General features: G+C 70.4%; 24 protein-coding genes. 9 read left to right on the forward strand and 15 right to left on the reverse strand.

The window, feature by feature from the left end:
- Positions 1-265: 265 nt before the first annotated feature.
- Both FHS38_RS17005 and FHS38_RS17010 read right to left on the reverse strand, forming a co-directional pair.
- The gene (locus FHS38_RS17005; RefSeq protein WP_184734411.1) at positions 266-808 is read right to left on the reverse strand and encodes an RICIN domain-containing protein; all 543 of its coding nucleotides are present in this window, start codon (positions 806-808) and stop codon (positions 266-268) included.
- A gap of 206 nt (positions 809-1,014) precedes the next feature.
- Complete coding sequence (locus FHS38_RS17010; RefSeq protein WP_229821991.1) at positions 1,015-2,559, reverse strand: FAD-dependent monooxygenase; 1,545 nt, start codon at positions 2,557-2,559, stop codon at positions 1,015-1,017.
- A gap of 178 nt (positions 2,560-2,737) precedes the next feature.
- On the opposite strand from FHS38_RS17010, the gene FHS38_RS17015 reads away from it, so the two are divergent.
- Complete coding sequence (locus FHS38_RS17015; RefSeq protein WP_184734412.1) at positions 2,738-3,373, forward strand: hypothetical protein; 636 nt, start codon at positions 2,738-2,740, stop codon at positions 3,371-3,373.
- A gap of 53 nt (positions 3,374-3,426) precedes the next feature.
- Here FHS38_RS17015 and FHS38_RS17020 read toward each other — a convergent pair whose 3' ends face one another.
- The 6 genes from FHS38_RS17020 to FHS38_RS17045 form a co-directional block, all read right to left on the reverse strand.
- Positions 3,427-4,647 carry an ATP-grasp domain-containing protein gene (locus tag FHS38_RS17020; RefSeq protein WP_184734413.1) on the reverse strand — a complete coding sequence of 407 codons (1,221 nt, stop codon included), beginning with the start codon at positions 4,645-4,647 and terminating at the stop codon, positions 3,427-3,429.
- Between the two features lie 240 nt (positions 4,648-4,887).
- The gene (locus tag FHS38_RS17025) at positions 4,888-5,487 is read right to left on the reverse strand and encodes a 2'-5' RNA ligase family protein (RefSeq protein ID WP_184734414.1); all 600 of its coding nucleotides are present in this window, start codon (positions 5,485-5,487) and stop codon (positions 4,888-4,890) included.
- Positions 5,488-5,621: 134 nt separating this feature from the next.
- Positions 5,622-6,833, reverse strand: a complete 1,212-nt coding sequence (locus tag FHS38_RS17030) for a cytochrome P450 (RefSeq protein ID WP_184734415.1) — start codon at positions 6,831-6,833, stop codon at positions 5,622-5,624.
- 55 nt (positions 6,834-6,888) lie between these two features.
- Complete coding sequence (locus FHS38_RS17035) at positions 6,889-7,677, reverse strand: aminotransferase class IV (RefSeq protein WP_184734416.1); 789 nt, start codon at positions 7,675-7,677, stop codon at positions 6,889-6,891.
- A gap of 60 nt (positions 7,678-7,737) precedes the next feature.
- Entirely contained in the window at positions 7,738-8,640 is a 903-nt protein-coding gene (locus tag FHS38_RS17040; RefSeq protein ID WP_184734417.1) for a serine hydrolase, read from the reverse strand.
- The gene (locus tag FHS38_RS17045; RefSeq protein ID WP_229821992.1) at positions 8,637-9,539 is read right to left on the reverse strand and encodes a LysR family transcriptional regulator; all 903 of its coding nucleotides are present in this window, start codon (positions 9,537-9,539) and stop codon (positions 8,637-8,639) included. The genes FHS38_RS17040 and FHS38_RS17045 overlap by 4 nt, the downstream gene beginning before the upstream one ends.
- A gap of 163 nt (positions 9,540-9,702) precedes the next feature.
- Here FHS38_RS17045 and bla point away from each other — a divergent pair, with 163 nt between their 5' ends.
- Positions 9,703-10,629 (forward strand): class A beta-lactamase, encoded by a 927-nt coding sequence (gene bla, locus FHS38_RS17050; RefSeq protein WP_184734419.1) that lies wholly within the window; start codon positions 9,703-9,705, stop codon positions 10,627-10,629.
- Between the two features lie 186 nt (positions 10,630-10,815).
- Here the strand turns inward: bla and FHS38_RS17055 are convergent, their stop codons facing one another.
- Both FHS38_RS17055 and FHS38_RS17060 read right to left on the reverse strand, forming a co-directional pair.
- Positions 10,816-11,730 carry a hypothetical protein gene (locus FHS38_RS17055; protein WP_184734420.1) on the reverse strand — a complete coding sequence of 305 codons (915 nt, stop codon included), beginning with the start codon at positions 11,728-11,730 and terminating at the stop codon, positions 10,816-10,818.
- Entirely contained in the window at positions 11,727-12,059 is a 333-nt protein-coding gene (locus FHS38_RS17060) for a PadR family transcriptional regulator (RefSeq protein ID WP_184734421.1), read from the reverse strand. Before FHS38_RS17060 ends, FHS38_RS17055 begins: the two co-directional genes overlap by 4 nt.
- A gap of 155 nt (positions 12,060-12,214) precedes the next feature.
- Here FHS38_RS17060 and FHS38_RS17065 point away from each other — a divergent pair, with 155 nt between their 5' ends.
- Positions 12,215-12,754, forward strand: a complete 540-nt coding sequence (locus FHS38_RS17065) for a flagellar hook-length control protein (protein WP_184734422.1) — start codon at positions 12,215-12,217, stop codon at positions 12,752-12,754.
- A gap of 120 nt (positions 12,755-12,874) precedes the next feature.
- Here FHS38_RS17065 and FHS38_RS17070 read toward each other — a convergent pair whose 3' ends face one another.
- The 4 genes from FHS38_RS17070 to FHS38_RS17085 all read right to left on the reverse strand — a co-directional run bounded on the left by FHS38_RS17070 (position 12,875) and on the right by FHS38_RS17085 (position 16,493).
- Positions 12,875-13,435, reverse strand: coding sequence for a beta/gamma crystallin family protein (locus FHS38_RS17070; protein WP_184734423.1), 561 nt, complete (start codon positions 13,433-13,435; stop codon positions 12,875-12,877).
- Positions 13,436-13,592: 157 nt separating this feature from the next.
- Positions 13,593-14,777, reverse strand: coding sequence for an RNA polymerase sigma factor (locus FHS38_RS17075; RefSeq protein ID WP_184734508.1), 1,185 nt, complete (start codon positions 14,775-14,777; stop codon positions 13,593-13,595).
- An 8-nt stretch (positions 14,778-14,785) separates the two neighbouring features.
- Complete coding sequence (locus FHS38_RS17080) at positions 14,786-15,193, reverse strand: YciI family protein (protein ID WP_184734424.1); 408 nt, start codon at positions 15,191-15,193, stop codon at positions 14,786-14,788.
- A gap of 313 nt (positions 15,194-15,506) precedes the next feature.
- On the reverse strand, positions 15,507-16,493 hold the full coding sequence (locus FHS38_RS17085; protein ID WP_184734425.1) for a helix-turn-helix domain-containing protein: 987 nt from the start codon (positions 16,491-16,493) through the stop codon (positions 15,507-15,509).
- A gap of 111 nt (positions 16,494-16,604) precedes the next feature.
- Between FHS38_RS17085 and FHS38_RS17090 the strand changes: the two genes are divergently transcribed.
- The gene (locus tag FHS38_RS17090; RefSeq protein WP_184734426.1) at positions 16,605-17,663 is read left to right on the forward strand and encodes a saccharopine dehydrogenase family protein; all 1,059 of its coding nucleotides are present in this window, start codon (positions 16,605-16,607) and stop codon (positions 17,661-17,663) included.
- A 166-nt stretch (positions 17,664-17,829) separates the two neighbouring features.
- Positions 17,830-18,723, forward strand: a complete 894-nt coding sequence (locus FHS38_RS17095) for a hypothetical protein (RefSeq protein ID WP_229821993.1) — start codon at positions 17,830-17,832, stop codon at positions 18,721-18,723.
- Positions 18,724-18,898: 175 nt separating this feature from the next.
- On the opposite strand, the gene FHS38_RS17100 is transcribed toward FHS38_RS17095, so the two are convergent.
- Complete coding sequence (locus tag FHS38_RS17100) at positions 18,899-20,236, reverse strand: phosphatase PAP2 family protein (protein WP_373301775.1); 1,338 nt, start codon at positions 20,234-20,236, stop codon at positions 18,899-18,901.
- A gap of 404 nt (positions 20,237-20,640) precedes the next feature.
- Between FHS38_RS17100 and FHS38_RS17105 the strand changes: the two genes are divergently transcribed.
- The 4 genes from FHS38_RS17105 (at position 20,641) to FHS38_RS17120 (ending at position 24,535) form a co-directional block, all read left to right on the forward strand.
- Entirely contained in the window at positions 20,641-21,711 is a 1,071-nt protein-coding gene (locus FHS38_RS17105; RefSeq protein WP_229821995.1) for a polyprenyl synthetase family protein, read from the forward strand.
- Positions 21,712-21,776: 65 nt separating this feature from the next.
- Positions 21,777-22,412: an ABC transporter ATP-binding protein gene (locus tag FHS38_RS17110; protein WP_184734510.1), complete on the forward strand. Its 636-nt coding sequence runs from the start codon at positions 21,777-21,779 to the stop codon at positions 22,410-22,412.
- Positions 22,409-23,209, forward strand: a complete 801-nt coding sequence (locus FHS38_RS17115; protein WP_184734429.1) for an ABC transporter permease — start codon at positions 22,409-22,411, stop codon at positions 23,207-23,209. The genes FHS38_RS17110 and FHS38_RS17115 overlap by 4 nt, the downstream gene beginning before the upstream one ends.
- Positions 23,210-23,545: 336 nt before the next feature.
- The gene (locus FHS38_RS17120) at positions 23,546-24,535 is read left to right on the forward strand and encodes a PI-PLC domain-containing protein (protein ID WP_229821996.1); all 990 of its coding nucleotides are present in this window, start codon (positions 23,546-23,548) and stop codon (positions 24,533-24,535) included.
- Positions 24,536-24,706: the final 171 nt, after the last annotated feature.

A 24,706-nucleotide genomic window follows, 5' to 3' on the forward strand; every position in this document is an offset into this window, starting at 1 on the left:
TGCGGGGCCCCCCCCCCCCCCCCCCCCCCCCCCCCCCCCCCCCCCCCGCCCCCGCCCCCCCCCCCCCCCCCCCCCCCCCCCCCCCCCCCCCCCCCCTCGTGCACACCGAGGACATCCACCGGTCCAAGGCGCTGTCGCGCCGGGACGGCCGGGGAGGCCGGGACGGCGTCGTCACATTCCGGCGCGCACGGGCGTGCCCGGCGAAGCGGATCCGCCGGGCACGCCTTTGGCCGTGAACCTGAAGTACAGGGCCGGGTACGGAAACTCAGATGTTCCAGTAGTGGTCCGCCCAGGTGCCGCAGGGCCACTGGATGGCCTTCTCACCCTGGACGCGGCTGGCGCCGGGGATGGCCAGGCACTGGCCGCTGTTCCAGTTCACCAGTCGCGTGCCCCGGTTGGTGTACTCGATGCCCCAGTAGTGGTCCTTCCAGGTCCCGCAGGGCCACTGGATGACCTGGGTGCCCGGTGTCGTGCTGGCGCCCGGTACGGCGAGGCACTGCTGGCTGTTGAGGTTTCTCAAGCGGTAGTAGTTGCGGCCTCCACTGTTGAAGGCGTACTCGAACTGCCAGTAGTGGTCCCGCCAGCTGCCACAGCCCCACTGGATCAGCCCGATGCCGTTCTCGGTGCTGCCACCGGGAACGGCCAGGCAGTGGGCGCTGTTGGCGTTGCGGACCCAGCCGTAGGCGGTGGCACCGCTCGGGCCGGGCTTGCTGTCCGGGGCCGAGGCCGAGGCGTCGGCGATCCCCGAAGTGACGAGCGTTGCTGCGGCGGCCGCCAGGATTCCCGGCAGGCGATAGTGCGACTTCATGTGTCCCCTCCGTCGTTCGACGCGAGTGCATGGGTCACGAGCCGTACATGCCGTGCGCTCCGGTGCCCGTCGAACGGGCTCCGGCCACGCCGCAGGCTACCGACCCCGCATGGGGAAAGGGAGTCGCCGAACGACGCCCCGGCAACTTGGCGGGAAGCCAACACTCGTGCCGGTAGCCGCTCCCGCCGTGCCGCGCGATGTTGCGTCTATCGATCCTGTGCTCCGGCCCAGGTGCTCAGTGCTCGGTTCCGTTCGGCCTGGCGGGCGTGGGCGTCGGTGGTTCGGGTGGCCCACGCGATGTGGCCGTCGGGGCGGACGAGGACCTCTGTCACGCCATCCAGGTCCGGACGGGTGTCGCGCGGGCAGGCGGAGAGCACACGGATACGGCCGGGCCGGCTCGGGACACCGGCCGCCTGCTGACGGGTTTCGTCGTTGCCGTTCAGGTTCAGCAGAACGAAGCGGCCGTCGTGCAGGAGCTCGTACAGGTGAGTGGGTTCTGACACGGTGGTGGTGAGGCTGATGTCCGGCATGCGCCGGCCGGTGAGGGGATCGGCGCCGCATGAGGGGGGAAAGGGCGGGTAGGCCGTGTCGAGTGCGGAGATCCGGTCGGCCACGTAGCGATTGGCCTCCTCCATGCCCAGGAAGGTGTCGAGCAGTTCGCACAGGATGCGGGCGGGACGTCCGTACTGCTCGGTGAGAGGCAGTTCCACCAGTAACGTCTGGGCCCGGGTGCCGGTGGTGACGGCATGCCCCACAGCGTGACGCTCGGTGTGGTAGCTGTCCAAGAGTGTGGGTGACGCCCACCCGCGGACCTCGGCAGCCAGCTTCCAGCCGAGGTTCATCGCGTCCTGCAGCCCGGTGTTGAGACCCTGCGCCCCGACGGGGAAGTGGATGTGCGCGGCGTCACCGGCCAGGAGGACCCGGCCGCGGCGGTAGGCCTCGGCAAGGCGGGTGGTATTGCCGAACCGTGACAGCCACCGCGGCTCGTCGATCGCGCAGTCCGTTCCGCACACCCGTATCAGCGAGGTACGGAACTCTTCCAGCGTGACCGGCTCCGTGGAGGGCACCCGGATCCTCCGGGGGTCCATGACCACGAACCGGGTCAGGCCGGCCTCCAGCCGTGCGACGAGCACACCGTGCCGGCGGGCACGGTCGATGTCCGCGTGGTCGGCGACGGCGAAGTCGCCCACCACCGCGGTCATCGACTCCCGCGTTCCCGGAAACCCGATGCCGACCGCCTGCCGGATGAAGCTGCGCCCGCCGTCACAGCCGACCACGTACCGGGCCCGAACAGTGGCCGGGCCGCTCGGGCCGGTCAGGTCCACTTCGGCACTGTCCGCACCCTGGCGCAGGGCGACGGCCTCGTACCCCCGATGGATCCGCACTCCCAGTTCCCCGGCCCGTCGGGCGAGCAGGGCCTCGGTGCGGGACTGGGCGATCAGCAGGGCATAGGGGTGCCGGGAATCGAGCACGGTGAAGTCGAGGTGCTGCTTGAGGCTCGCGGTGAACTGCCAGCCGGGCACGGTCCGGCCTTCGGCGAGGAACCGTTCGGCCAAGCCCCGCATGTCCATCAGCTCGATGCTGCGGGGGTGCAGGTTCAGCGCCCGTGACTCCCGATGGGGCTCGACGCGTTTCTCGACGATCCGCGTCCGCACGCCGGCAAGCGCCAGCTCGCAGGCGACCAACAGCCCGGCCGGACCCGCACCGACCACGAGCACCTCGGTGTTCCCGGCTCTTCCCAGGTACGTCACTCCCCCACCTTTTGACGCGGGCGAGCACGCCGTCAAGCCATCTCTTTCCGCCGTCGCGGCACCCCGGGGCCCGAACGTTCCGGAAGGCCGCAATGGCCGGTTGGAGAGCTTGGCAGCGTCGCGGCCGTGCACTGCAATGGGGTGGCCGATTCTTGTGTGCCGCGAGAGGAGCCCGTTCGTGATTCACATGACCGAGACCCTGGCCGTGCAGACCATCGAGGGCTTCCTCACCGGCGAGGAGACCGCCCAGCTGATCAAGGTCCTGGACGAGCACCTCGCCGCCACCGGCTGGATCCCGGCGCGCCCCAGCGAAGGCATGACCCCGCCCGAGCCGGCCCAGGCCATCCTGGACAGCGCCATGCGGCGTGCGCTCCCGGTCCTCCACCGGGTATTCCCCTCCGCCACGGGCACCGACCCGTGGCTCTACCACGACCTCAAACCCGGCGACAAGATCCGCCCCCACGTGCATGGCGTAGGCGACCCACAGGCCCGTCCACAGAGGATCGCCCGGGTCGCCTTCAACCTCCAGGACGCCGAGAGCGGCGGCGAGTTCTACCTCGACACCTCTGCGGATGGCGCCTTGTGGAACGACGTCACCGCAACCGTCGGAAGCGACTACGCGCCCGGCACGCGTTTCGTCCACGAGATCACCGCCCGCAGCGGCCCGGTGAACCTCAGCGACATTGCGCACACCCGCTGGACCTGTACCCCACCGCCCGGAACCACCGTTGTCTACGGCACCCAGCTCGTTCACGGGGTCCTGCCCGTCGCACAGGGCAGGGTGCGCAAGCTCATCACCAACCTCCTTGCATGACCACCTCGGTCAGGCAACACGCCGAGCAGGACCTCCCCAGGGGCCAACGGCACCTACCAGCCGACGAGAGGGGTTCCCTGCCGCAGTGCGTGAACGCCGCGCGAGAGTTGCGCAGCCGCCTCGTCCGGGCTGTTCAGCAGTACGCCCGGCGGCAGGGTCGGCAGCCACTCGCGCACGACGCCTGCCCGGTCCGTCGGCACACCCAGCACCGCTCTCTGGAACCCGCCGATACAGGGGCCGCGGTTGGCCGGGTTCCCGGGAAAGCACATCAGCTCGGTCCCGGACGGCGCCGGCGGCAGCACCATGTCGTTCCTCACCGGAAGTTCGAGCGCCACCCGCCCGGCCTGCGGGCTCGGGGGCCGGCGGCCGAACGCTGCCTCCGCATGCACCGCATGCGGATCCAGGCCCGTACTGGCCCAGCTCATGTTCGACACACCACCCAGTCGGCCGTTCACCTCGATCAGCTGGAGCCGGCCGTCATCGGTGACGGCGAAGTCCATTTGCCACGGACCCCATGGACGGAAGGTCTTCACCATGTCCGCGACCGTGGCGGTCAGCTCGGCCTGTGCCCGGGTGGGGAGCGCCGCGGGCGCGACCCGGACCCGCGTGCCCGGGGCGCAGGCACTGTCGAGCCGGCCCAGGGAAGCCACCGGCCAAGCGACCGTGTGCGGGCTGCCGGAGAGGAACTCGATCGCGTACTCGTCTCCTTCCACCGCCTGCTGGACCAGAACCGGACAGGTCACTTCACCGGATACCCGTCCGAGGTGGTCACCGTCCCGCACATAGTGCCGCCCGGCATGGAACTCACTGCGGGCCTCCTTGACCAGCACCGGCAGCCCGAGCCCCCGGCCCGCTTCCCGCACTTCCCGCGCCGTCACACACACCACACCACGGGGTACGGGCCAGCCCCGCTCCTGCGCAACCCGGTGCAGTACCACCTTGTCACTGGCCAGTGTCGCGAAGCCTTCCGAGTGCACCGGCATGCGCCGCCCCGCTGCCCACACCCGAGGAGCGGCGCGCGCGTAGACCGGAAGGAATTGCTCCTGCCCGGGGCACCCGAGGTTGGGGACGGCGACGTCAGCGCCGTAGGCGTCGAGCAGCCGTAGCAGGGCACACTCACTCAGCTCGGTCGGCAGCATCCCGCACTCCACGCCAGGGCCGAGGAACGCTTCCAGCCCCACGAACGCCAGTACGGCCACATCGGCACCACGCTGCTCGAACAGCGGAACCAGCCTGTCTGCCCGAAACTCACCCAGGACCACCACACGCATCATCCACACTCCGCCGCACAGCTCCATCCGAGCTTCGCCACGAGCAAGGGACCACGGCTCTGCCCGGGTATCCGCCATCCGCCTCCCGGGCCGCCTCCCACCGCTCGACCCGCCGCGCCGATGTTCCCCCCATCAGGCTGCCCGCCGCCAGGGTGCCGACGACACCCCTGCCGCCCGGGGACGCGTGGCCGTAACCTATGACCCCGCAAGCCGCCGGGAGGTAGGTGAACTCGTCGCCATCCCCTAGTACTCCGGCAGGCGGTGGACCTCACCCGTGCCCAGCGTGATTACGGCCCGGGGCCGCATGGGCTCCTCGCCTCGCCGGGAGAGCAGGACCACCTCCTCGACCACGGCCGGCAGTGAGCCGAGCCGGGCTCCGCACTCGGCGGCCAGGCGCTGCGGTTCCCGGGTGCGGCCGAGGGACAGATGCGGGGTGAAGGGGCCGCCGCGCCCGCGGCAGAGCGGGAACCGCAGCCCCAGCTCCCGGTGAAGACGGGCCCATGGTGCCAGGCCCGCCGCAGCCGGATCGAGCCACACCGTCGCGCCGTTCCGGTGCCGGAAGTACCGCACACCCGCCAGACGCGCCGTGAACGCCGCGCTCTCCGCCGCCCCGGCGGACAGCAGCGGCACGGCCCGCGCGAATTCCTCCTCCGGTACGAAGCCGAACAGCAGGTTCACATGCGGCGGCCACCGCCGTACCTGCGGATCATGCTCCCAGCGGATGTCCTGGATCGCCGGCCAGAGCCCCCGCGGCGGCAGCCACGCCACCGCCGTCCGGGCCGTCGGCGCCGCCTCGAGCGCGTCCACCGGCTCGGCCCCACCGAAAACCCGGTTCCCGTCCACACTGCCATGATCCGGACCGCGACCGCATCGCACGAGTCGGCGAACGACGAGCCGCGCCCGACACCGGCCGGACAGGTGACTCGCACACGCCCCTGTGCGCGGTCACGCTGTCGGAAAGCACGAACGGAGTGACGTCAGCACGCGACGAGAAGCTCCCGCAGCCCCCGGATCACAAAGCCCGGCTTCCACTCCGGTTCCGTCGTGAGCCGCAGCCGGGGCGCCCGCCGCAGCAGTTCACCAAAGGAGGCGACGAGTTCCAGGCGGGCGAGCGGCGCGCCCAGGCAGTAGTGGATGCCCGCGCCCAGGCTGAGGTGGGGGTTGTCCGCGCGGGTGACGTCCAGGCGATCCGGGTCGGGGAAGCGGGCGGGGTCGCGGTTGGCCGAGCCGAAGAGGAGGGCCACCTCGCTGCCGCGTGGAATGACCGTGCCGGCGATCTCGATGTCCTCCAGCACCCACCGTTCGAAGAGCTGCAACGGGGTGTCGTAGCGCATGAGCTCCTCGACCGCTGCCGGCAGGAGCCCGGGGTCCGCGCGCAGGGCGGCGAGCTGGTCCGGGTGGCGGAAGAGCGCCCACCAGCCGTTGCCCGTGGTGTTGACGGTGGCCTCGTGGCCCGCGTTGAGCAACAGGACGCAGGTCGAGACCATTTCCTGCTCGGTGAGCCGGTCGCCTTCGTCGTGCGCGTGGACGAGCGCGGTGATCAGGTCGTCGCCGGGGCGGGCGCGACGATCGGCGATCAGCTGCCGGAGGTAGGCGGAGAAGTCGAGGGAGGCGCGGACGGCGTTCCGCGCCTTCTCCTCGTCCGGGTTGAGCTCGTACATCCCGCAGATCGCCGCCGACCAGGGCCGCAGCAGTTTCCGGTCGGCCTCGGGGATGCCCAGCATCTCCGCGATGACGGCCACCGGCAGCGGCTCGGCGACCGCGCTGATGAGATCTCCGCCGCCCTCGGCGAGCAGCTCGTCCACCAGCCCGCCCGCCAGCCGCGCCACGACCGGCATCAGGTCCTCGACCGTGCGCGGAGTGAACGCCTTCGACACCAGGCGCCGGATGCGCGTGTGGTCGGGCGGTTCGAGGTCCAGCAGGCCGTTGCCGTTGAGGACGTGGAACGGCTCGTGGGCCGCCGGCGGAGCGGTGCGCCCGAACTCCTCGTGGGAGAAACGGTGGAGATACGTCCGGCCCAGCCGCCGGTCGCGGAGCAGCGCCCGGACGTCCTCATAGTGCGGCACCAGCCACTGACGGCTCGGCTCGAACCAGTGCACCCGTCCGGCGGTCCGCAGCCGCGCGTACCCCGGGTAGGGGTCGGCGACGAACCGGCGGGACCACGGGTCGAAGCCGGTGTTCGCATCCATGTGCGGATGCTAGCGGTGAGGGTGGGCCCCGGGCAGCCTCATGCCGTGACCGCGGTCAGATCACATCCCACGGCGCGGCCGCGTACAGCTGCCGCAGCGCCCCGACGGGCTCCGCGTCCAGCGGGAACCGCACGTCGTCGATCCGTGTGACCGGGGAGATCCCCAGGGAGTTGCAGACGAACGCGGCGTCGAAGCGCGCCACTTCGTCGAGCCGGATCCCGCGCCGCCGCCACGGCAGGCCCGCCCGGTCCATCTCCCGTTGGAGCACCAGCATCGTGATGCCGTCCAGGGCGGGGGCGGCGGGCCAGATCACCGTGTCCCCTTCGATGAAGCCCACGTTGGTGATGGCTCCCTCGGCCACGGTGCCGTCGGGCTCCACCAGCAGTGCCTCGTCGAATCCCTCGGCCTTCACCCGCCTGAGGTGGTACGCCTGCCCGAAGACGCCCACGTGCTTGAGGTGGGCGGTGGGCCGCACGTACGGGACGCTGCGCAGGCTCTGCGGGCCGGGCTCGGGGGCGGGGGGCCGCAGGATCACCGCTGTCACGGTGCCGCCGCCGGGTTCCGGCTCGTACACGTAGACCCGGACCGAAGCGTCGCGCACCCCTGCCTCGCCCAGGGCCTGCCGGATCCGGCCCCGGACCGCCGCGCCGTCCAGCCCCTCGCCGAAGAGCTCCTCGGTGGCTGTGTCCAGCCGGGTGAGGTGGAGGCCCAGCCCGCGTACCCGGCCCTCCCTGACCTGCATGGCGGTCATGTGGCCGTAGCCGCCCATCAGCGCGAGGAACAGCGGATCGGCGTCGACGGTACGGCCGTCGACCTCGACGTACGGGGCGGAAAGATCGTTCATGTCCGCCACCGTACGCGGCGGGGCTTCGCGTCGCGCCGCCGACCGCAGGAGCTGCGGCGGCTAAAGGTGCCGAAGGTGGTCACGCAGGGCTCGGGCGACGTGCGCCATGAGGGCTTCGGCGCCCGGCTGGGTGTCGGCCGGGACGAGTGATTCGGTGAGGACGGCGATGGCGAAGGCCTGACCGTCGGAGTGCTCGACGACGCCGATCTCGTGTCGGAGGTTGAGGAGGGTGCCGGTCTTGGAGGACCAGGTGGTGGCGTCGGAGCTGAAGTCCGGGGCGAGCCGGTGCCGGAGCAGGTTGTGGGCCATGAGGCCGCGTACGCGCTCGGCCACCGTGGGGTGGATCTTCGATGGTGTCCACAGGGCTTGGAGCAGTTCGACCCAGGCACGTGCGCTGCCGGTGCTGGCCCGCGTGGTGTCGAGCTGGGGCACCCGGTGTCCGCGGCCGCTGGTGCCGGCGTCGATGGCGAGGGCGTGGGCGAGATGGGCTTCGGCGGCGTCGAGGCGTTCCGCGGGGGTGTCGGACAGCTCGTGGACGGTGTGACGGACGGTGATGCCACGGAGGTCGAACTCGTGGAGGATGCCGGCGACCTGGGCGGTCGGGGTGAGGTCGAACAGCGTGTCGGCGGCCGTTCCGTCGCTCACGCAGGTGCTCAGGTAGAGCAGGTCGTCGATGGCGATGCGGGCGGGGTGGCGGAAGCGGCTCAGCCCGGTGGGGCCGGGCGTGTTGATCCGCCCGGGTTGCACGTCGAGCGTCGTCGCTCCGTCGAGTTCGCCCCGTCGGATGCGTTCCACCGTCGCCAGCGCGAGCGGAACCTTGACCAGGGACGCGGAGGGCAGCGGGATGTCCGGTTCGATCCCCAGCTCGTCCCCGGTGTGGAGGTCCCGTACGAGCAGGCAGCCGCGCAGACCGCCGTCGTGCAACTGGCGGCGCAGGTCACTCAGCAGTGCCTCGGTGTTCACGTCGTCGTCCTTCCCGCGGTTCCCCTCAGGGTGTCCGCGCCGAGGCAGCGGGCGATGGCGTCGCCCAGGCGTCCTTCGATGTGCTGGGGGTTGCCGTCCGCGGCGGCGGCGAGCGCGTACCCCCGGCTGAGCGTGATCTCGCCGATGGGCCACCAGCGGAGGGCGAGTTCCTCGGCCTGTGCGGGGGAGCACAGCAGCAGGTCACCGGTGCAGAGGACCTCTGCCGCGGCGGTCGTCAGGTCGGCCGCCGCGACGAGCTGCGCGGGCCGCAGGCCGACCGCGTCGCGCAGTCGCGCCAACGGGTCGCGGATGTGCGGTACGTCGTCCTCCGGCTGGAGCCAGATACGACGAGCCGGGTCGGGCGAGCCCCGTCCGACCCGCAGCGCCTCCACGTAGACGCGCTTCACGCCGGTGTCCTGCGCGGCGGCGAGCCCGAGCGGCACGGACCACGCCGCCTCGTCCGACGGGACCGCGAGCAAGGCGGCACGTACCTGCTGCGCGTGGACGAGTTCCCTGCGCTGCGCGGGCTCCGCGACGCGGAGGTCGAGCGTGACACCGTGCCCCCGGGCGTCGGCGACGAGTCGCGCGAGGTCGACCGTGGAGCAGATGCCGGGCACCGCGAGCCGCCACGGCTTGCTCTTGGCGGCTTCCGCCTCGTGGAGCAGCACGTCCGCCGCCTGCACGAGCTGCCTGGCCACCGGCAGCAGGTCCCGGCCGAAGGGGGTGAGGACGGCCCGCCGCGAGGTGCGCTCGAACAAATGCTCACCGAAGCGTTCCTCCAGCGCCGCGACGCGACGGCTGGCCACCGGCTGGGACATCCGGGCGGCGGACGCTCCGACGGTGAAGCTGCCGTGCTTGCTGACGCTGACGAACGCGCGACATGCCCCCACAAGATCCACAGTCCGAACTCTATGCCAGATCGGCATGGAACGACGCACAAGCGTATTGGACCGCATGATCACTCGAAGGCGAGGCTGGTCCCGGCAGTCATGACCACACACCGGGATGGGCCGTCTCCCCCATCCCTGTCGCGCCCTGTGGGCGCCCTCGGAGGTTTGGACCATGCAGCACACCTTTGCCCGCCGCGCCGTTCTCGGTGCGCTTGCCGCGCTCGCCCTCGTCCCGCTCACCGCCTGTGGCCAAGGCGGTTCCCCGGCTTCGGCGTCCCCGTCCGCCGCGACGACGAGGCCGAGCGCGGCCACGAAACCGTACGCCCGCGAATTCAAGGAGCTGGAGCGCAAGTTCGACGCACGGCTGGGCGTCTACGCCGTCGACACCGGCACCGGGCGCGAGGTCGCCTACAACGATGGTGAGCGGTTCGCGCATGCCTCGACGTTCAAGGCGCTGGCCGCCGCCGCCGTGCTGCGAAAGTATGCGCCGAGCGGGATGGACCGGGTGGTCAAGTACTCCAAGGACGATCTGGTCGACTACTCCCCCGTGACCGAAAAGCACGTCGAGACCGGGATGAGCCTGGACGAGCTGTGTGACGCCGCCGTCCGCTACAGCGACAACACCGCGGGCAATCTGCTGTTCGACGCCCTCGGCGGCCCCAAGGGGCTCGACGCCGCACTCGAAGAGATCGGCGACGACGACACCCGGATGGAGCGCCGCGAGCCCGAGCTGAACCGATGGGCCCCGGGCGAGACCCGGGACACCAGCACGCCGCGGGCGCTGGCCAAGGACCTGCGCGCGTACGTTCTCGGAGACGTCCTCGGCAAGAGCGAGAAGGACCGGCTCACGAAGTGGCTGCGGACCAACACCACCGGAAACGAGCTCATCAGGGCCGGGGTGCCCAAGGGCTGGGTGGTCGGCGACAAGACCGGAGCCGGCCAGGGCTACGGCACGCGCAACGACATCGCCGTGGTGTGGCCCCCCGACGCCGCCCCGATCGTCATGGCGATCATGTCCAACCGCACCAAGGAAGACTCCACCTACGACAACAAACTGATCGCGGAGGCGGCATCCGTCGTCACCGGCACCTTGTCCTAGCGGGAGCATGCGCCTTCCGCATGGGGCCTCACCATCGGGCAGCGGCCTCTGGCCCTGGCGCTGGGCGGCGGTGTCGGAGCGGCAACCCGGTACGGGGGGCGGTGACGGCGCGAGGGTGGCTACGGGCAGGTGACGACCTGGCCCGCCCAGGGCAGGCCTCCACCGAAGGCGAGCAAGGACACGTCGTCAACCCCGCTGGGGGGATGTCCGGTTCGGGACGGAGCGGCGGGCAAAGAGAACCGCAGCTGTCAGGAGGAAGGAGAGCGCGGGCACGACAGCCTGGCCGGGGTGATACCCGGTGATGGCGGCGTCATAGGCGACGACCGGCAGCGCCGCCGTGACCATGGCCGCCAACGCGAGCCGGGCACTCCCTCCTCCCCGCGCGACAGCGCAGGCGGAGATCGCGAGGATCAGGCAGGGCCACATGTTGGATTCCGCCAGGAGCGCCAGTTCGATCCCCACGTAATCGGCGAAGAGCGTCCGCCACATGACGCAGAGAGCGCTGAGCGGAGCCCAGATCGCGATGGCCGCGCCGAACGCGATGCGGCGCACTCGCCAGTCGGGAGCCATGTCCGGCGGACAGCCGACCAGAATCGCGGCCGACAGCACGGAGAGGACCACGAGGGCGCCAGGAGCCCCCAGAACTCCTCCTCGGCCGATGGTCGCTGCCAGCAACGCACATACCACCAGGACGACCGCCAGGCACCAGCGGCCGGCAGGCCACCGGCCCGCAAGCGCGGCCACTGCGGCGGCCAGGACAGCCGTCCACACGCCGGCGAAGACCCAGTCGGCGGCTCCGAGATATGGGCCGTCGCCTCGGGTGTCGAGCAAGAACGCGGCGAGATTGAAGAGTTCGAGCCCCGCATGGGCCGCGAGGACGGCCACGACGAACGGTGCGGCCGCCGCGAAAAGCCGCCCGGCGCGACGGTCGGAGGAGACGTGCAGCCGCATGCGCAGGGCGTGCGCGGCAAGGTCCGCCGCCTCACGCGACCTGGCAAGCCGTCCGGCGCCGTCGACGGCTTGCCGGTAGACCTCGGCGATCTCATGCCCGTACCGGGCGCGGTACTCGGCCGGATACAGGCGCATCACGGGGGTGGTCATGCCGTCACTCCCCCGAGGTTCAGACGGCGTACGGCTTCGCGGGCGGTCGCGGCCAGCCGCTCCGCCTCCTCGGCCAGCACAGCGCGACCGCCCTTGGTCAGGGCGTAAGTGCGTCGCGCACGGCCGTCCACGACGGCTTCTTCGTGGACCTCGATCAGCCCTTGGCCGAGGAGGCGATCAAGGGCTCCGTACAGGGTGCCGGTGCGCATTTTCACCCGGCCCTGACTGATCATCTGGACTTCCTGCATGATCGCGTACCCGTGCCGGGGCGCATCCGCAAGTGCCGTCAGCAGCAGAAGCGTGGGCTCCTGCACCACTCGGTTACTCATGTGATCAACATATGTCGGCGAACGACCTATAGGCAAGGCTGCACACGTCCCCCTCCGGTGCGGTGTCCGGTTCCCCCCTTGGATGTCTTGTGAAGAGCGTGAAGAATCCCGACCGTCGCGCCATACATCTCATGTCACATCGGTGAGGAGAAACCATGCGCTCGGTGAAGACAGCCCTCGCTCTCGGTGTTGCGGCGCTGGCCGTGACGGGGAGCATCATGACCCCGGCTGCGGCAGCCGCGACTCCCTCCGAGAACGCCAACGGGAAGGCCATGACCTGGACCCTGCTCGCGGACGGCCCCAGCGGAACGGTCCAGGTGGGCGGCGGTCCACTGAGCAACCCCTATCAGGGCGACACCGCCACGACCACGGCGCTGCCCGTGCTCTGCCTGAGAATCGACGGCCGCCCGGCCCCCGCAGGCATCACACCCGGTTTCTACGCGGGCTGGGCGCGCGGCGAGGTCGCAGCCACCGGCCCGATCCGCGGCACCCGTCTGACCAGCCGCGCGGTCGCCGACGGAGTCTGCGCGAACAACTTCGGCCCCGGTTGGCGCATGGCCGAGTTCCACGACGGCCGATACGGCCCGGGCCTTGAGAACTCGGGAGGCTGGAGCTATTGGGCCTACGGCGACGTCCCCGCCGGCACCCGCTTCTGGACAGCCATCAACGACCAGCCGGCCAACCCCTGGAGCTGACACGGCACTCGCCCGCGCCGGGCAGACCGCTCGGGCGTACGCGGCGGTGCCGCCGGTGGCGCGCCATGGCGGCTCCACCACCAGCGGCACCGCCCACCCGTACCGAGCGGGGCTTACGGACTACAGGAGGGCGTACGAACTCGCCCGGTCGTTCATGGCATCCCCCACATAGGGCGTGGAGTCGCGGTATTCCTGGTGCGTGCCGGTCTGGTGGGGATCTGCCCAGAGCTCGATCCAGCAGGCGACGGGGACGACCGAGCTGAACGTGTCCGCCCAGTCGGTGAACTCGCCCACGTAGTCACGGCCGTTGCCGCTCTGGCATGCGTTGCCGTTGAGAATGATCGACTTGCCGCCGAAGTTCCAGTGCTCGTAGAGGATGGCGAGCTCGGTGCTCGGCTTCCCGCTCGCGGCGGAGGACACACGGAGTCTGTCGACCAGCTTCCGGTCCCGTGCGGCGTCCTTGCCGGACAGGGGGGCGTCGGTGATCCGCCCCTCCGTGGAGGCGGCGACGGCCTCACGGAAGGTGCCGAAGCACCGGGTGGTATTGGTGTCGACGTTGACCAGGCAGGTTTCTGCCTCGGACGCAGGTTTCGTCTGGGCCTGTGCGGTGGCGCTCCCGGAGGCCAGGACCAGCAGGCCGGCTCCGGCAGCGATGGCGATACGTGTCAGACGTGAACTCACGGGCAACTCCCGAATCTTGGAAGGTCTGCCAACATCCGGGATCCTCCCCGCTGCGCCAGGTATATACCAGGGGCATTCTCAGCCAGTTGAATGCACTACTGTTCCCGGACAGCGGGCCGAACTCCGCCAAGTGCCGCGGGAATTCGGGCGCGCCCCGTCAGCCGCACCGGCGGGCGTTGAGCCGGGCGGCCTGGCGCGTCAGGTGGTCGCGCTCGGCGAGGTCGGGTGCCTTTCGGGCTGCCTCGGCGTACAGCCGTGCCGCCGTCGCCAGGTCGCCGTCGCGTTCGTGGAGGTACGCCGCCACCGCGGCGTGGCGGGGCAGTGAGTCGTCCAGCACCGCGAGTGCCGCCAGGCCGGCGCGCGGTCCGTCGGCCTCGCCGACGGCCACCGCGCGGTTGAGCCGGACGACCGGGCTGTCGGTCAGGCGCGCGAGCTCGTCGTACCACTCGACGATCTGCACCCAGTCGGTCTCCTCCGCGGTGGGTGCGTCCGCGTGGAGTGCCGCGATGGCGGCCTGGGCCTGGAACTCGCCCAGTCGGTCGCGGGCGAGGGCCGCCTGCAGGATCCCGACGCCCTCGGCGATCGACCCGGTGTCCCACCGGCCGCGGTCCTGCTCGGCGAGCGGCACCAGGCTGCCGTCGGGCCCGGTCCGGGCGGCGCGCCGGGCGTGGTGGAGCAGCATGAGGGCGAGCAGCCCCGCCACCTCGGGGTGGTCGATCGCGGCCGCGAGCTGCCGGGTGAGCCGGATGGCCTCGGCGGCGAGGTCGACGTCGCCGGAGTAGCCCTCGTTGAAGACCAGGTAGAGGACGCGCAGCACGGTGGCGACGTCGCCGGGCTGGTCGAACCGCACACCGGAGACGGTGCGCTTGGCCCGGCTGATGCGCTGCGCCATGGTCGCCTCGGGTACCAGGTAGGCCTGGGCGATCTGGCGGGTGGTCAGCCCGCCGACGGCGCGCAGGGTGAGCGCGACCGCGGAGGACGGCGTCAGCGAGGGATGGGCGCACAGGAAGTAGAGCTGGAGCGTGTCGTCCACCGCGGGAGCGGGCCCTGGCGCCGGCTCCTCGTCGACCAGGTCCTCACGCCGACGGCGGGCGGTGTCCGCCCGGGTCGCGTCGAGGAACTTGCGCCAGGCCACGGTGACCAGCCAGCCCTTCGGGTCCCGAATGGGGTCTCCCTTGCTCGAGCGCAGCCGAGAGCTTGGGGAAAGGTCGGCCGGCCAGACCCGGACCGCCTCGACCAGCGCGTCCTGCACGGCGTCCTCGGCCGCCGCGAAATCGGCTCCGCGGCGGACGAGGATGCCGAGCACACTCGGCGTGAGGCTCCGGAGCAGGGCCTCGTCCATCGATGAGGTCACTCCGTGATGGTGGGCGGCGCGGACAGGAACGGGCGTACCTCCAGCCACTCGTGGATCGGCTTGCCGCCCGCCCCAGGGGCGGCCGACAGCTCCCCGGCCAGCTCGACGGCGCGCTCGTAACTGTCGACGTCGATGATCATCCAGCCGGCGATGAGGTCCTTGGTCTCCGCGAACGGGCCGTCGGTGACCGGCGGGCGCCCCTCACCGTCGTAGCGGACCCACGCTCCCTCGGGGGCGAGCGCCTGACCGTCGACGAACTCGCCTGTCTTCTCCAGCCGCGCCGCGAAGTCGTTCATGTACTGCACATGCGCCGAGATCTCCTCCGGGCTCCACTGGTCCATCGGCACGTCGTTCACCGCAGCCGGGGCGCCGCGGTAGTGCTTGAGCAGCAAGTACTTGGCCATCGTGCTTCTCCTCGGTACTGGTGCGAACCATTGTGGTCGCGTTCACTGCGGGGACGGAGCCGGACACGAATTCTCGACATCGCCGCCCGAATCTTTTTCCCCGACGATTCGAGACCGGCTCAACAGTGGCGAGCCGGGCCTGCCCGGCTCCGGTGACGCTGCCGGACGACCGGCCTCAGGCCAAGGACGGCGCTGGATGACGACGGGTTGGGCGGCCGGACCACCAAGGCCGGCACGACGCCTCCCGGTCACCTGGGACGTAGGACCGGGAGCCAGTGACGGGCGAGGGCGTAGGTCGCCCGCTTCCCGGCCCTTACGACTCGCGTCGGTGGTGTTGCCCGCCGTCGTTCGGGCCCGGGCGGGTCCGCGAGCGGAAGGTGCGGCGGTAGGTGTCCGGCGACACACCGACCGTCCGATTGAAGTGCCGGCGCAGCGTCGTGGCGGTGCCCATGCCGGTGGCTGCCGCGATGGTGTCGATGGTGTCGTCGGTGGTCTCCAGCAACTCCTGCGCATGGCGGATTCGTTGGGAGTGCAGCCACTGCAAAGGGGTGGTGCCGGTCACCGACCTGAAGTGGCGGCCCAGGTTGCGCGCGCTCATCCGTGCCTGGCGGGCCAGGTCCTCCACGGTGAGCGGATGGTCCAACCGTTGCATCGCCCAGGGGAAGAGATCGGCGAGCGGGTGGTTGTCCGGGGCGGGCACCGGCGTGGTCACGAACTGGGCCTGGCCGCCGTCCCGGTGCGGCGGCACGACCAGGCGGCGGGCGAGCGTGTTGGCGATCGACGAGCCGTGGTCGAGGCGGACGAGGTGCAGGCACAGGTCCATGGCGGCGGCCTTGCCGGCGGAGGTGAGCACGCTGCCGTTGTCCACGTAGAGGACGTCCGGGTCCACCGTCACCTCGGGGTGGCGCTCGGCCAGTTCCTGCGCGTGCGCCCAGTGCGTGGTCGCGCGCTTGCCGTCCAGCAGGCCGGCGGCGGCCAGCACGAAGGCGCCCGTGCAGAGGGAGACCACGCGTGCGCCCGCCTCGTGGGCCGAGCGCACCGCCTCGATCAGCTCGGCCGGCGGGTCCTGGTCGACGTCGGCCCAGCCCGGGACGATCACGGTGTCGGCGCACGGGAGGCGGTCGAGTCCGTGGTCGGGCTCCAACTGGACGCGGCCGAGCCGCACGGCGCTCGGCCCGCAGACCGAGAAGCGGTACCAGGGATCCACCACGCCGGTCATGTCGGATCCGAAGACCTCGCACGCCAGAGCCAGTTCGAAATGCAGCATGCCGTCCGTGACGGCCAGCGCAACGGTAGTCATGTCCGAAATTGTACGGGGCATGGCGTTCCGGACAGTCGTGGTGAGGTGCCGCCCTTCGCCAGGATGTCCGGGACGGATCACAGCGGATCATTCGAGTACAGGGGAGAACCCATGGGATCGGGCCAGACGGTGGCGGTGTTCGGCGCGTACGGGCACACCGGGCGGTTCGTGGTGGCGGAGCTGAGGGAGCGTGGGTTCCTCCCGGTCCTCTCCGGGCGCGACGCCGACAAACTGAAGGCGCTGGCGTACGAGACCGGTCTGGGCAGCCGCCCGGCGTCGGTTGACGACCCGGCCTCGCTCGACCGCGCACTGGCCGGCGCGGCGGCCGTGATCAACTGCGCCGGGCCCTTCGCCACGACGGCCGCCCCCGTGATCGAGGCAGCCCTACGGGCCGGGATCCCGTACCTGGACGTGGCCGCCGAGATCGAAGCCAACATCGACACCTTCGCGCACTTCACCGACCGGGCACGGGACGCGGGAGCGGTGATCGTCCCGGCGATGGCCTTCTTCGGCGGTTTCGGCGACCTGCTGACCACCGCGGCCATGGGCGACTGGACGGCAGCCGACGAGGCACACATCGCGTACGGACTGAGCAGCTGGCACCCCACCGCCGGGACGCGCGCGGCGGGCGCGGTCTCCCGGCAGCGGCGGGGCGGTGGGCGCATCCGCTACAGCAACGGGCGGCTGGAGCACCGTCACGACGCCCCGCCGACCCTGGAGTGGCCCTTCCCCGACCCGATGGGCCCCCGGACCGTCATCGGGGAGTTCACGATGGCCGACGTCGTGACCGTACCCAGCCATCTGTCCATCCCCGAAGTGCGCACCTACATGACGGTCGAGGCGGCCCGGGACATCGCGGCCCCGGACACACCGACGCCGGCCGCGGTCGACGAGCGCGGGCGCTCCGCCCAGACCTTCCTCGTCGACGTCGTCGTGCGCTCGGGCGACGCCGAACGGCGCGCCGTGGCCCGCGGTCAGGACATCTACGCCGTCACCGCACCACTCGTGGTGGAAGCGGTCGACCGCATCCTCACAGGGCGGACCCGCGCGGTCGGCGTCGTCTCCGCAGGAGAGATCTTCGACGCGCCCGACTTCCTCCGTGCGCTGTCCCCGCACATCACCCTGGCGAGGCCGGAGTCGCCCGGGTTCGGTGCCAGGCTGCCGGAGTGATCGCTGTGTGGCGCCGTCGTACGTGCCACCGGCGTTGAATCCCCCCGCGGACGCGTTCGGCGCGTTGGCTGCATGCCGACCGGGCGGCCCGGCGGGGATTGGGCGGGGGGTGCGGGTGGGAAGGCTGCCGCTGTTCGTGGTCCGTAGCGTGGAGGGGAGTGCCGTGGTGCGCACGGGTTCACGTACGACCGCCCAGAAGGGGCATCCGTTCGGTCGTCGGCCCGTCGGCGGGCTGGCGGACGTGCTGTGGGACTGGTCGAAGTCCGGCACCCGGCACGCCGCCCGCAACCGGCTGTTACGGCGGCTGCCCGGGGTCGGCTCCCCCGCGGCATACCGGTTCGGTCTGGTCGAGCGGCCGCACTACGCCTACGGCGTGCGCCGGGCCACCGAGCTGGCCGCACGGCTGGGGCACCGGGGTGTCACGGTGGTGGAGTTCGGGGTGGCCGGGGGCAACGGCTTGCTGGCCCTTGCCGAGCACGCCCGGTACTACGCCGCCGCCACGGGCGTGGCGGTGCGGGTGGTCGGCTTCGACAGCGGCGCGGGCCTGCCCGCCGCCAAGGATCCCCGGGATCTGCCCTACCTGTTCGGTCCCGGCTTCTACGCCATGGACCACGACCGGCTACGTGCCCGCCTGGGCACGGCCGAGCTGGTGATCGGCGACCTCGCCGAAACGCTGCCCCATTACCTCGACACCCACGCCCACCTACTGCGCGATCACCCGGTCGGCTTCGTCAGCCTCGACCTGGACCACTACACCTCGACGACGACCGCCCTGGACCTCTTCCGCATCCCGGCACACGAGCACCTGCTGCCGCGCGTCACCTGCTACCTCGACGACCTGCCCGGAACCATCGAGCAGATCGGCGAAGCCGCCGCCCTCGCCGACTTCAACGCCGCCCACCCCGACAGGCCGATCGGCCGCGTCCTGGGCCTGCGGGCCTTCACGCCCTTCGACCCGCCGTGGGCCGACCAGATCTACGCCCACCACCGCCTGGACCACCCCGACTACGCACGCCTGGAGATCGGCGCCACCGGAGACCAGCTCCCCCTGGGCCGCTGACGCCCCGCGGTTCAGGAGTGCTGTCGGGTGGCGTCGCGCCAGGTACTCCCGCCCGCCCGCCGTCCATGCGGCGCCTCACGCTCGACGCCCTGGCGGTGACAGTGGTCACACCGACAGCACCCCGGGGCGAGGCTCCTCGCGGCGTGTCGGGCCGGCTCACCTGACGCACCATGACTCATACCAATTGGGGTTGCGGTTCCGGTTCCGGTTGCATTGCTGGTGCGGCCTTCGGTTCCCACAGTTTCGTGGTCCGTACATAGCCGTAGATCACTGAGGCCATCGCCAGGATGACAAGAGGCCCGAACACCCACGGATACTTGGCCATCTCCATCGGCAGATAGCGATAGGACACCAAAAGCGCGGCGAAGACGGTTGTGCCATAGGCGACCAGCTGAATTCCCGACCGGTCCCAGCCACGGTCGAGCGAGCGCAGTGCCGCCTCGACGGTGAGCGCGAACACCACGCCGGCAACGAGATCCACGCCGTAGTGGTAGCCGAATCCCAGCGTCGCGCCGAGCGTGGCAATCAGCCAGAACGCCCCCGCGAAGCGCAGAATCCTTGGGCCCTTGCGTGAATGAATGAAGATCGCGGTAGCCCACGCCGTATGCAGGCTGGGCATGCAATTGCGCGGGGTGATCCCGTCGTACGGCACCGGGTGCGGGGCACTGATCGGCGGCGGCGTGTCCGGCCACAGGTTGGCCACCGCCCAGTGCACGCCGCCGGTGCCGGAGGTGCCCGGGCCGTAGGCGAAGATCGGTCCGACCACCGGGAAGATCATGTAGATGGCCGGCCCGAGCAGGCCGATGACCAGGAAGGTGCGCACCAGGTGATGACTCGGGAAGCGGCGCTCGGCCGCCACGTTGCGCAGCTGGTACAGCGCGGCAACGACCGCGGCCACCGCGAGCTGAGCGTAGACCAGGTCGAGAAGATGGGTGCTGATCGGGCCGGCGGCCTGGAGGATGCGGCCTGCCAGCCACGACGGGTTGCCCAGTGCGTGATCGGCGGTCGCCAGGTACGGGTCGAGCACCGCCGGGCGGGTCTTCGCCGTGATGAGCAGCCAGGTATCGCCGGTCTTGCGACCGGCCACCAGTAGCAGGCCCAGTCCGACGCCCTTCAGCAGCAGGACACGTTCCCTGCCGGTGCGGCGCGTGACAGCAATGACAGCAACGCCCAGAATCACCCACAACGCGCCATTGCCGAAGAAATGGCCGTCGGGCGTCTCGGCGTCGATCGCCCACCGCACCAGCACGAAGACGATGTCAATGCCGATCGCGGCACCAGCCGCGATGAATCGTTGCCGCCAGGTGAGCACCACCATCATCAACGCCATACCGGCGTACAGCGGCCCCGGTTTGGGGGCGAATATCACCTCTTTCACCTGGTTGGTGATCGGTCCCGGTTGGCCGGCGTAGTGACGCGCGGCGATCTCCAGCGCGATGAGGAATCCGAGGGCCACCACACTCGCCACGGCCCACAGGAGCACCCGGGGTTGACGCCAAGCGGAAAACTTGATTCTGCAATTTATTCGCGAAAGCACCCGCGATGCTATAGATATCAATTCTTCGACCGATTTGTTAGACGTTAATTAAAAGGGTCACTCTTCGTGCTGGACAGCGTGGCCTTCCGGTGAAGACGGGCGGTGAGGGCGCCCGTCAAGAGTCCGATCATGCCATTGGAGCGGTGCGGGCCTCTCTGGTCACCGGCAGCACGAAGGTCCGTCGAAGGCGAGGTCATGCTTCCGGGCGGTGCCGAGCGAGGGCCGCCTCAGAGGTATCGAGGTGGCCTTTGCCGTCAGCCAGCACGTGCAGGTCGGACCGCAGCTGCTGCCGTAACTCCCCGATCATCGGTGTCGTTATGCGGTGGACGAGGGCCGAAGACGACCACTGCGGGCTGCGGGCCACTGGGCGGGACGAGGCAGTGAGGACACGCATTCTGTTGCACAGCACCGTCTCGCACGACACGTCGAAGCTGCCGCCGGGAAGTGAGGAGATCCTCGAGCGGGGCATGGCGCTCGTCGAGCCCGAGCTGCGCCGGATCGTGGCAGGGCTTCATCCGTCCGTGGCCCAGGTGTGCCGCTACCACCTGGGGTGGGACGCAGAGGGCTCCGCAGGTCTCGTGCAGCGGGCCGGCAAGCGTGTGCGCGCTGCGCTGGCGGTGCTGTCGGTCCGCTCCGTCGGGGCGCCGGAGCGGTTGGCCGCGGTCGCCGGAACGGCCGTCGAGCTTGTGCATCAGCTTTCCCTGCTGCACGACGACGTCATGGACGGTGACACCGAGCGTCGCGGTCGGCCTGCCGCCTGGGCCGCGTTCGGCACGGGGCCGGCCGTGCTCGCCGGTGACGCTCTCGTTGTGCAGGCGGTCGCCGGGGTCTTCCGTGCGCAGGCCCCCGGGGCCGCTGCGGCCACCGACGCTCTCATCGTGGCCGTGGAGAAGATGGTGGAGGGGCAGGCAGAAGATCTTTCGCTCGAAGGGTGGTCCGTGAGCGAGGTCTCGCCGAGCCGGTACGTGCGCATGGCACGCGGCAAGACCGGCGCTCTCTTCGGCTGCGCAGCGGCTTTGGGCGCCGTGCTGGCCGACGGGCCGGTCCCCATGGTGCAGGCACTCCATTCCGCGGGGAGCGAGTTGGGGGTGGCCTTCCAGATCCTCGACGACATCCTCGGCCTGTGGGGTGAGAGGACAGTCACCGGGAAGCCCGTCGGAGCGGACCTGATGTGCGGCAAGAAGACATTGCCCCTCTTGCTCGCCGTCGGCTCGGGCACCGCCGCCGGCCGGCGGCTCGCGGCCCTGCTGGGCTCCGGCCCCCTGGCTCCGGGTGATGTCCCTGAAGCCATGCGACTGCTGGAGGAGACAGAGAGCAGGCGACGTTCCGAGGAGGCGGCTGTCCGGCACGTGGCGTCGGCACTGGCGGCCCTCGGCGGGGCGCCCATCCCCGCCGACGTACAGGAACAGTGGCGGCATTTCATCACCGACCTCTCCCGCCGCAGCAGCTGACAGTCACCACGACGACGATCGTTACGCCGGAGGAAGCACTCGCCGTGACCCGAAGCCCGCACGCCCTGCGCGTGCACGACGTACACAAGTCCTACAGGTCACGCCGTGTGCTGCGAGGCGTCTCCTTCAGCCTGGAGCCGGGCACACTGGCAGGCGTCGTGGGTGAGAACGGTTCCGGCAAGAGCACGCTGCTGCGCATCCTGTGTGGCCAGATCGCTGCCGACTCCGGCAGTGTCGAGCACGGCGGCTCCCTTGGGTACTGCCCGCAGGAGACGGTGCTCAACGACTCCCTCACCGTCGACCAGCATCTGATCTGGTTCCGGACCGCCTACGGCCTGGAGGGGACCGACCGGGCCGGGGAACTGCTCGAGGAACTCGGTTTCGCCGAATACCGGCACACCCGTGTGGATGCCCTCAGCGGAGGTACCCGGCAGAAGCTCAACCTCACCCTGGCGCTCATGCACGACCCGGACGTGCTGTTGCTGGACGAGCCGTATCAGGGATTCGACTGGGAGACATACCTCCGCTTCTGGGACGTCGCGGCCCGGCTCCGCGAGCGGGGACGCTGCGTCCTCGTCGTGTCGCACCTGGCCTGGGACACCCAGCGGCTCGACGTCGTGCTCCGTCTGCGTCACGGAGTGGCGACGCCAGGAGAGTCCGACGTGATGCGCGCGGGGGCGACGCGAGGGGCGGACCGTTGAACCGGACGAAGAGAGGGCTCCGCACGGGCGCCTCGTTCGCTCTCCTGGAACACGCTCGCAACCACCTCGCCTTGGTGCTGGTCGTCGTGTACATCCCTCTCTGGCTGACGCTGGAGCACGTGTTCGTCACCCCGGCGCCGGCGCGGTTCCTGCTGCGCGCGACGGGGCGTACCGTCACCGTCGACGGAAATCATCTGACGATGGTGTCCGGGGCCGTGAACACGGTGACGCTCATCGTCGGCTTCATGATGTTCATCACGACCTTCAAGTCCCTCGCCTTCGACCGCAGGCTCGCGTCCGCCGGCTATCCCCGTACCTTTCTGCTCCTGAGCAAGGTCATTGCCATGACCGTCGCCTCCGCCCTCATCGCGGGTTACGCCACGGCCGTCATCTGCTGGTACTGGGATCCCGTCCGGCCAGGGCTCCTCGCACTCGGTCTGTTCACCGCCACGGTCGCCTACGGCGGTATCGGCATCCTCCTCGGGGCCTTCCTGCGCAACGAGTTGGCGGCGCTGTTCGTCATCATCATGGCGAGTCTGCTCGACACCATGCTGCAGAACCCCATGAGCAACACGGGAGCCGACAAGGACGGGCTCCAACTGCTCCCCGGCTACGGTCCGACACAGGTCAGCGTTGCCGCAGGCTTCACCTCCACGGACACCCCGTACGGACACCTCCTGCTCGGCCCACTGTGGTTCCTCCTCATGTGGGGACTCGGAACCGCCGCCTTCTTCGCTCGCACCCGCAACCACCTCCGCGTGCCCCGGAGCACACAGCCGACCAGAAGACTGACGTGAGCCGCCACGAGATGCGCTTCGCCGGGCGCTGGAAGGCACCGCTCCCGCCCGGCACCCTGTACGCGAAGCCTGCCGACATCGAGCACTACCCCGGATGGTGGCCGGCTTTCCGTTTGCCCGGAGCGTTCCAGCCGGGCGTTCCAGGCCGCTGACTTCTTCCCTGGTCAAAGCTCACTTTCGCGTTCCAGCGTCCCGAAGTGTCGGGATTTGGTGGCGGCCGGGGCGCATTACCCCGCAAGCTCGGGTCGTCCAGGTGCCACATCCAACGATCTGGCGCGTATGGAGAGATTCGGGGTGTGCGCCAAGTGGCGGCACCGAGATGAAGGAGTACCTTTCTTGACCACTCACTTACGACATGGCGCCGGCCCGCGGACGTTACTGGCGCTGATGGCGGCACTGTGCGGGATCATCGGTGCCACCGCGCTCGGTACGACCACGGCGGCGGCAGCCGATCAGCGTCACGCGATCTACGCCATCGCGCACCGGGTCAACACCCTGGACGGCGTGGACGCCGCGATCAGCCATGGCGCCAACGCCATCGAGATCGACGTCTGTGCCTGGTGGAATCCGAACGAATGGCGCGCCTGGCACGACTGCTCCTCGGCCGGTGACAACCGGCTGGGCCCCAGCTTCGACAGCATGATCGACCGCATCGTCTCCCACGCCAAAGCAGGGCGTCGGCTGGGGCTGGTCTGGCTGGACATCAAGGACCCGAACTACTGCGGAGAAGCGCAGAACCGTGCGTGCAGCGTCGCCGGACTGCGCGACAAGGCGCAGAGGCTGACGGGCGCCGGTATCCAGGTGCTCTACGGATTCTACGAGTACCACGGCGGCAGCAACCCGGACGTCGGCGGCAGGGGCTGGAAGAGCCTGGAAGGCAGGCTCGGCAGCCTGGAGGGCATCACGACGACCGGGACCCGCGATCAGGTCCGCAGCGCTTTCGACCGGTCCGGTTCCGGATTCCCGGTCGGTCGCCGGGTGATGGACTACGGCGACGGCAATCTCCCCAACGGGTTCGGCAACTGCACGGAAGCCGGCCGCAACACGTGCGCGGAACTGAAGAAGGGCGCCGGGGACCGTGCCGCTGGACAGCTCGCGGCCACGCTGTCCTGGACGGCCACCTACAACGATCCGTGGTACGTCGACAAACTGCTGGGCGATGCGCGGGTGGACGGCATCATCGCGGGCTACGGCAACTTCACCGGAGAGCACGAGTACGACAACGGCTGGCAGTGCGCCAACGCCATCAACCTCGTCCGTGACTGGGTGAACCGCCACAGCACCACCCACCGCATGGCCACCAGCGGTGACCGTCTGTTCAAGTAGCGGACAGCCTCGGGCCGGCGCCGTACGCCCTGCGCCCCATGGCCCCCTCGGACCGTCGGCCGGGATCCCGGCCGACGGCTCTTCCTCAGCTGGGACACGGCCGCATGCAGTGGGCAATTCTCTTCCGTCGTGTCGAGCTGCCCGCCGGTCACGTCGTGCACCACGATGTTC

The organism is Streptomyces netropsis (genome assembly GCF_014203545.1).
Taxonomy (GTDB): domain Bacteria; phylum Actinomycetota; class Actinomycetes; order Streptomycetales; family Streptomycetaceae; genus Streptomyces; species Streptomyces netropsis.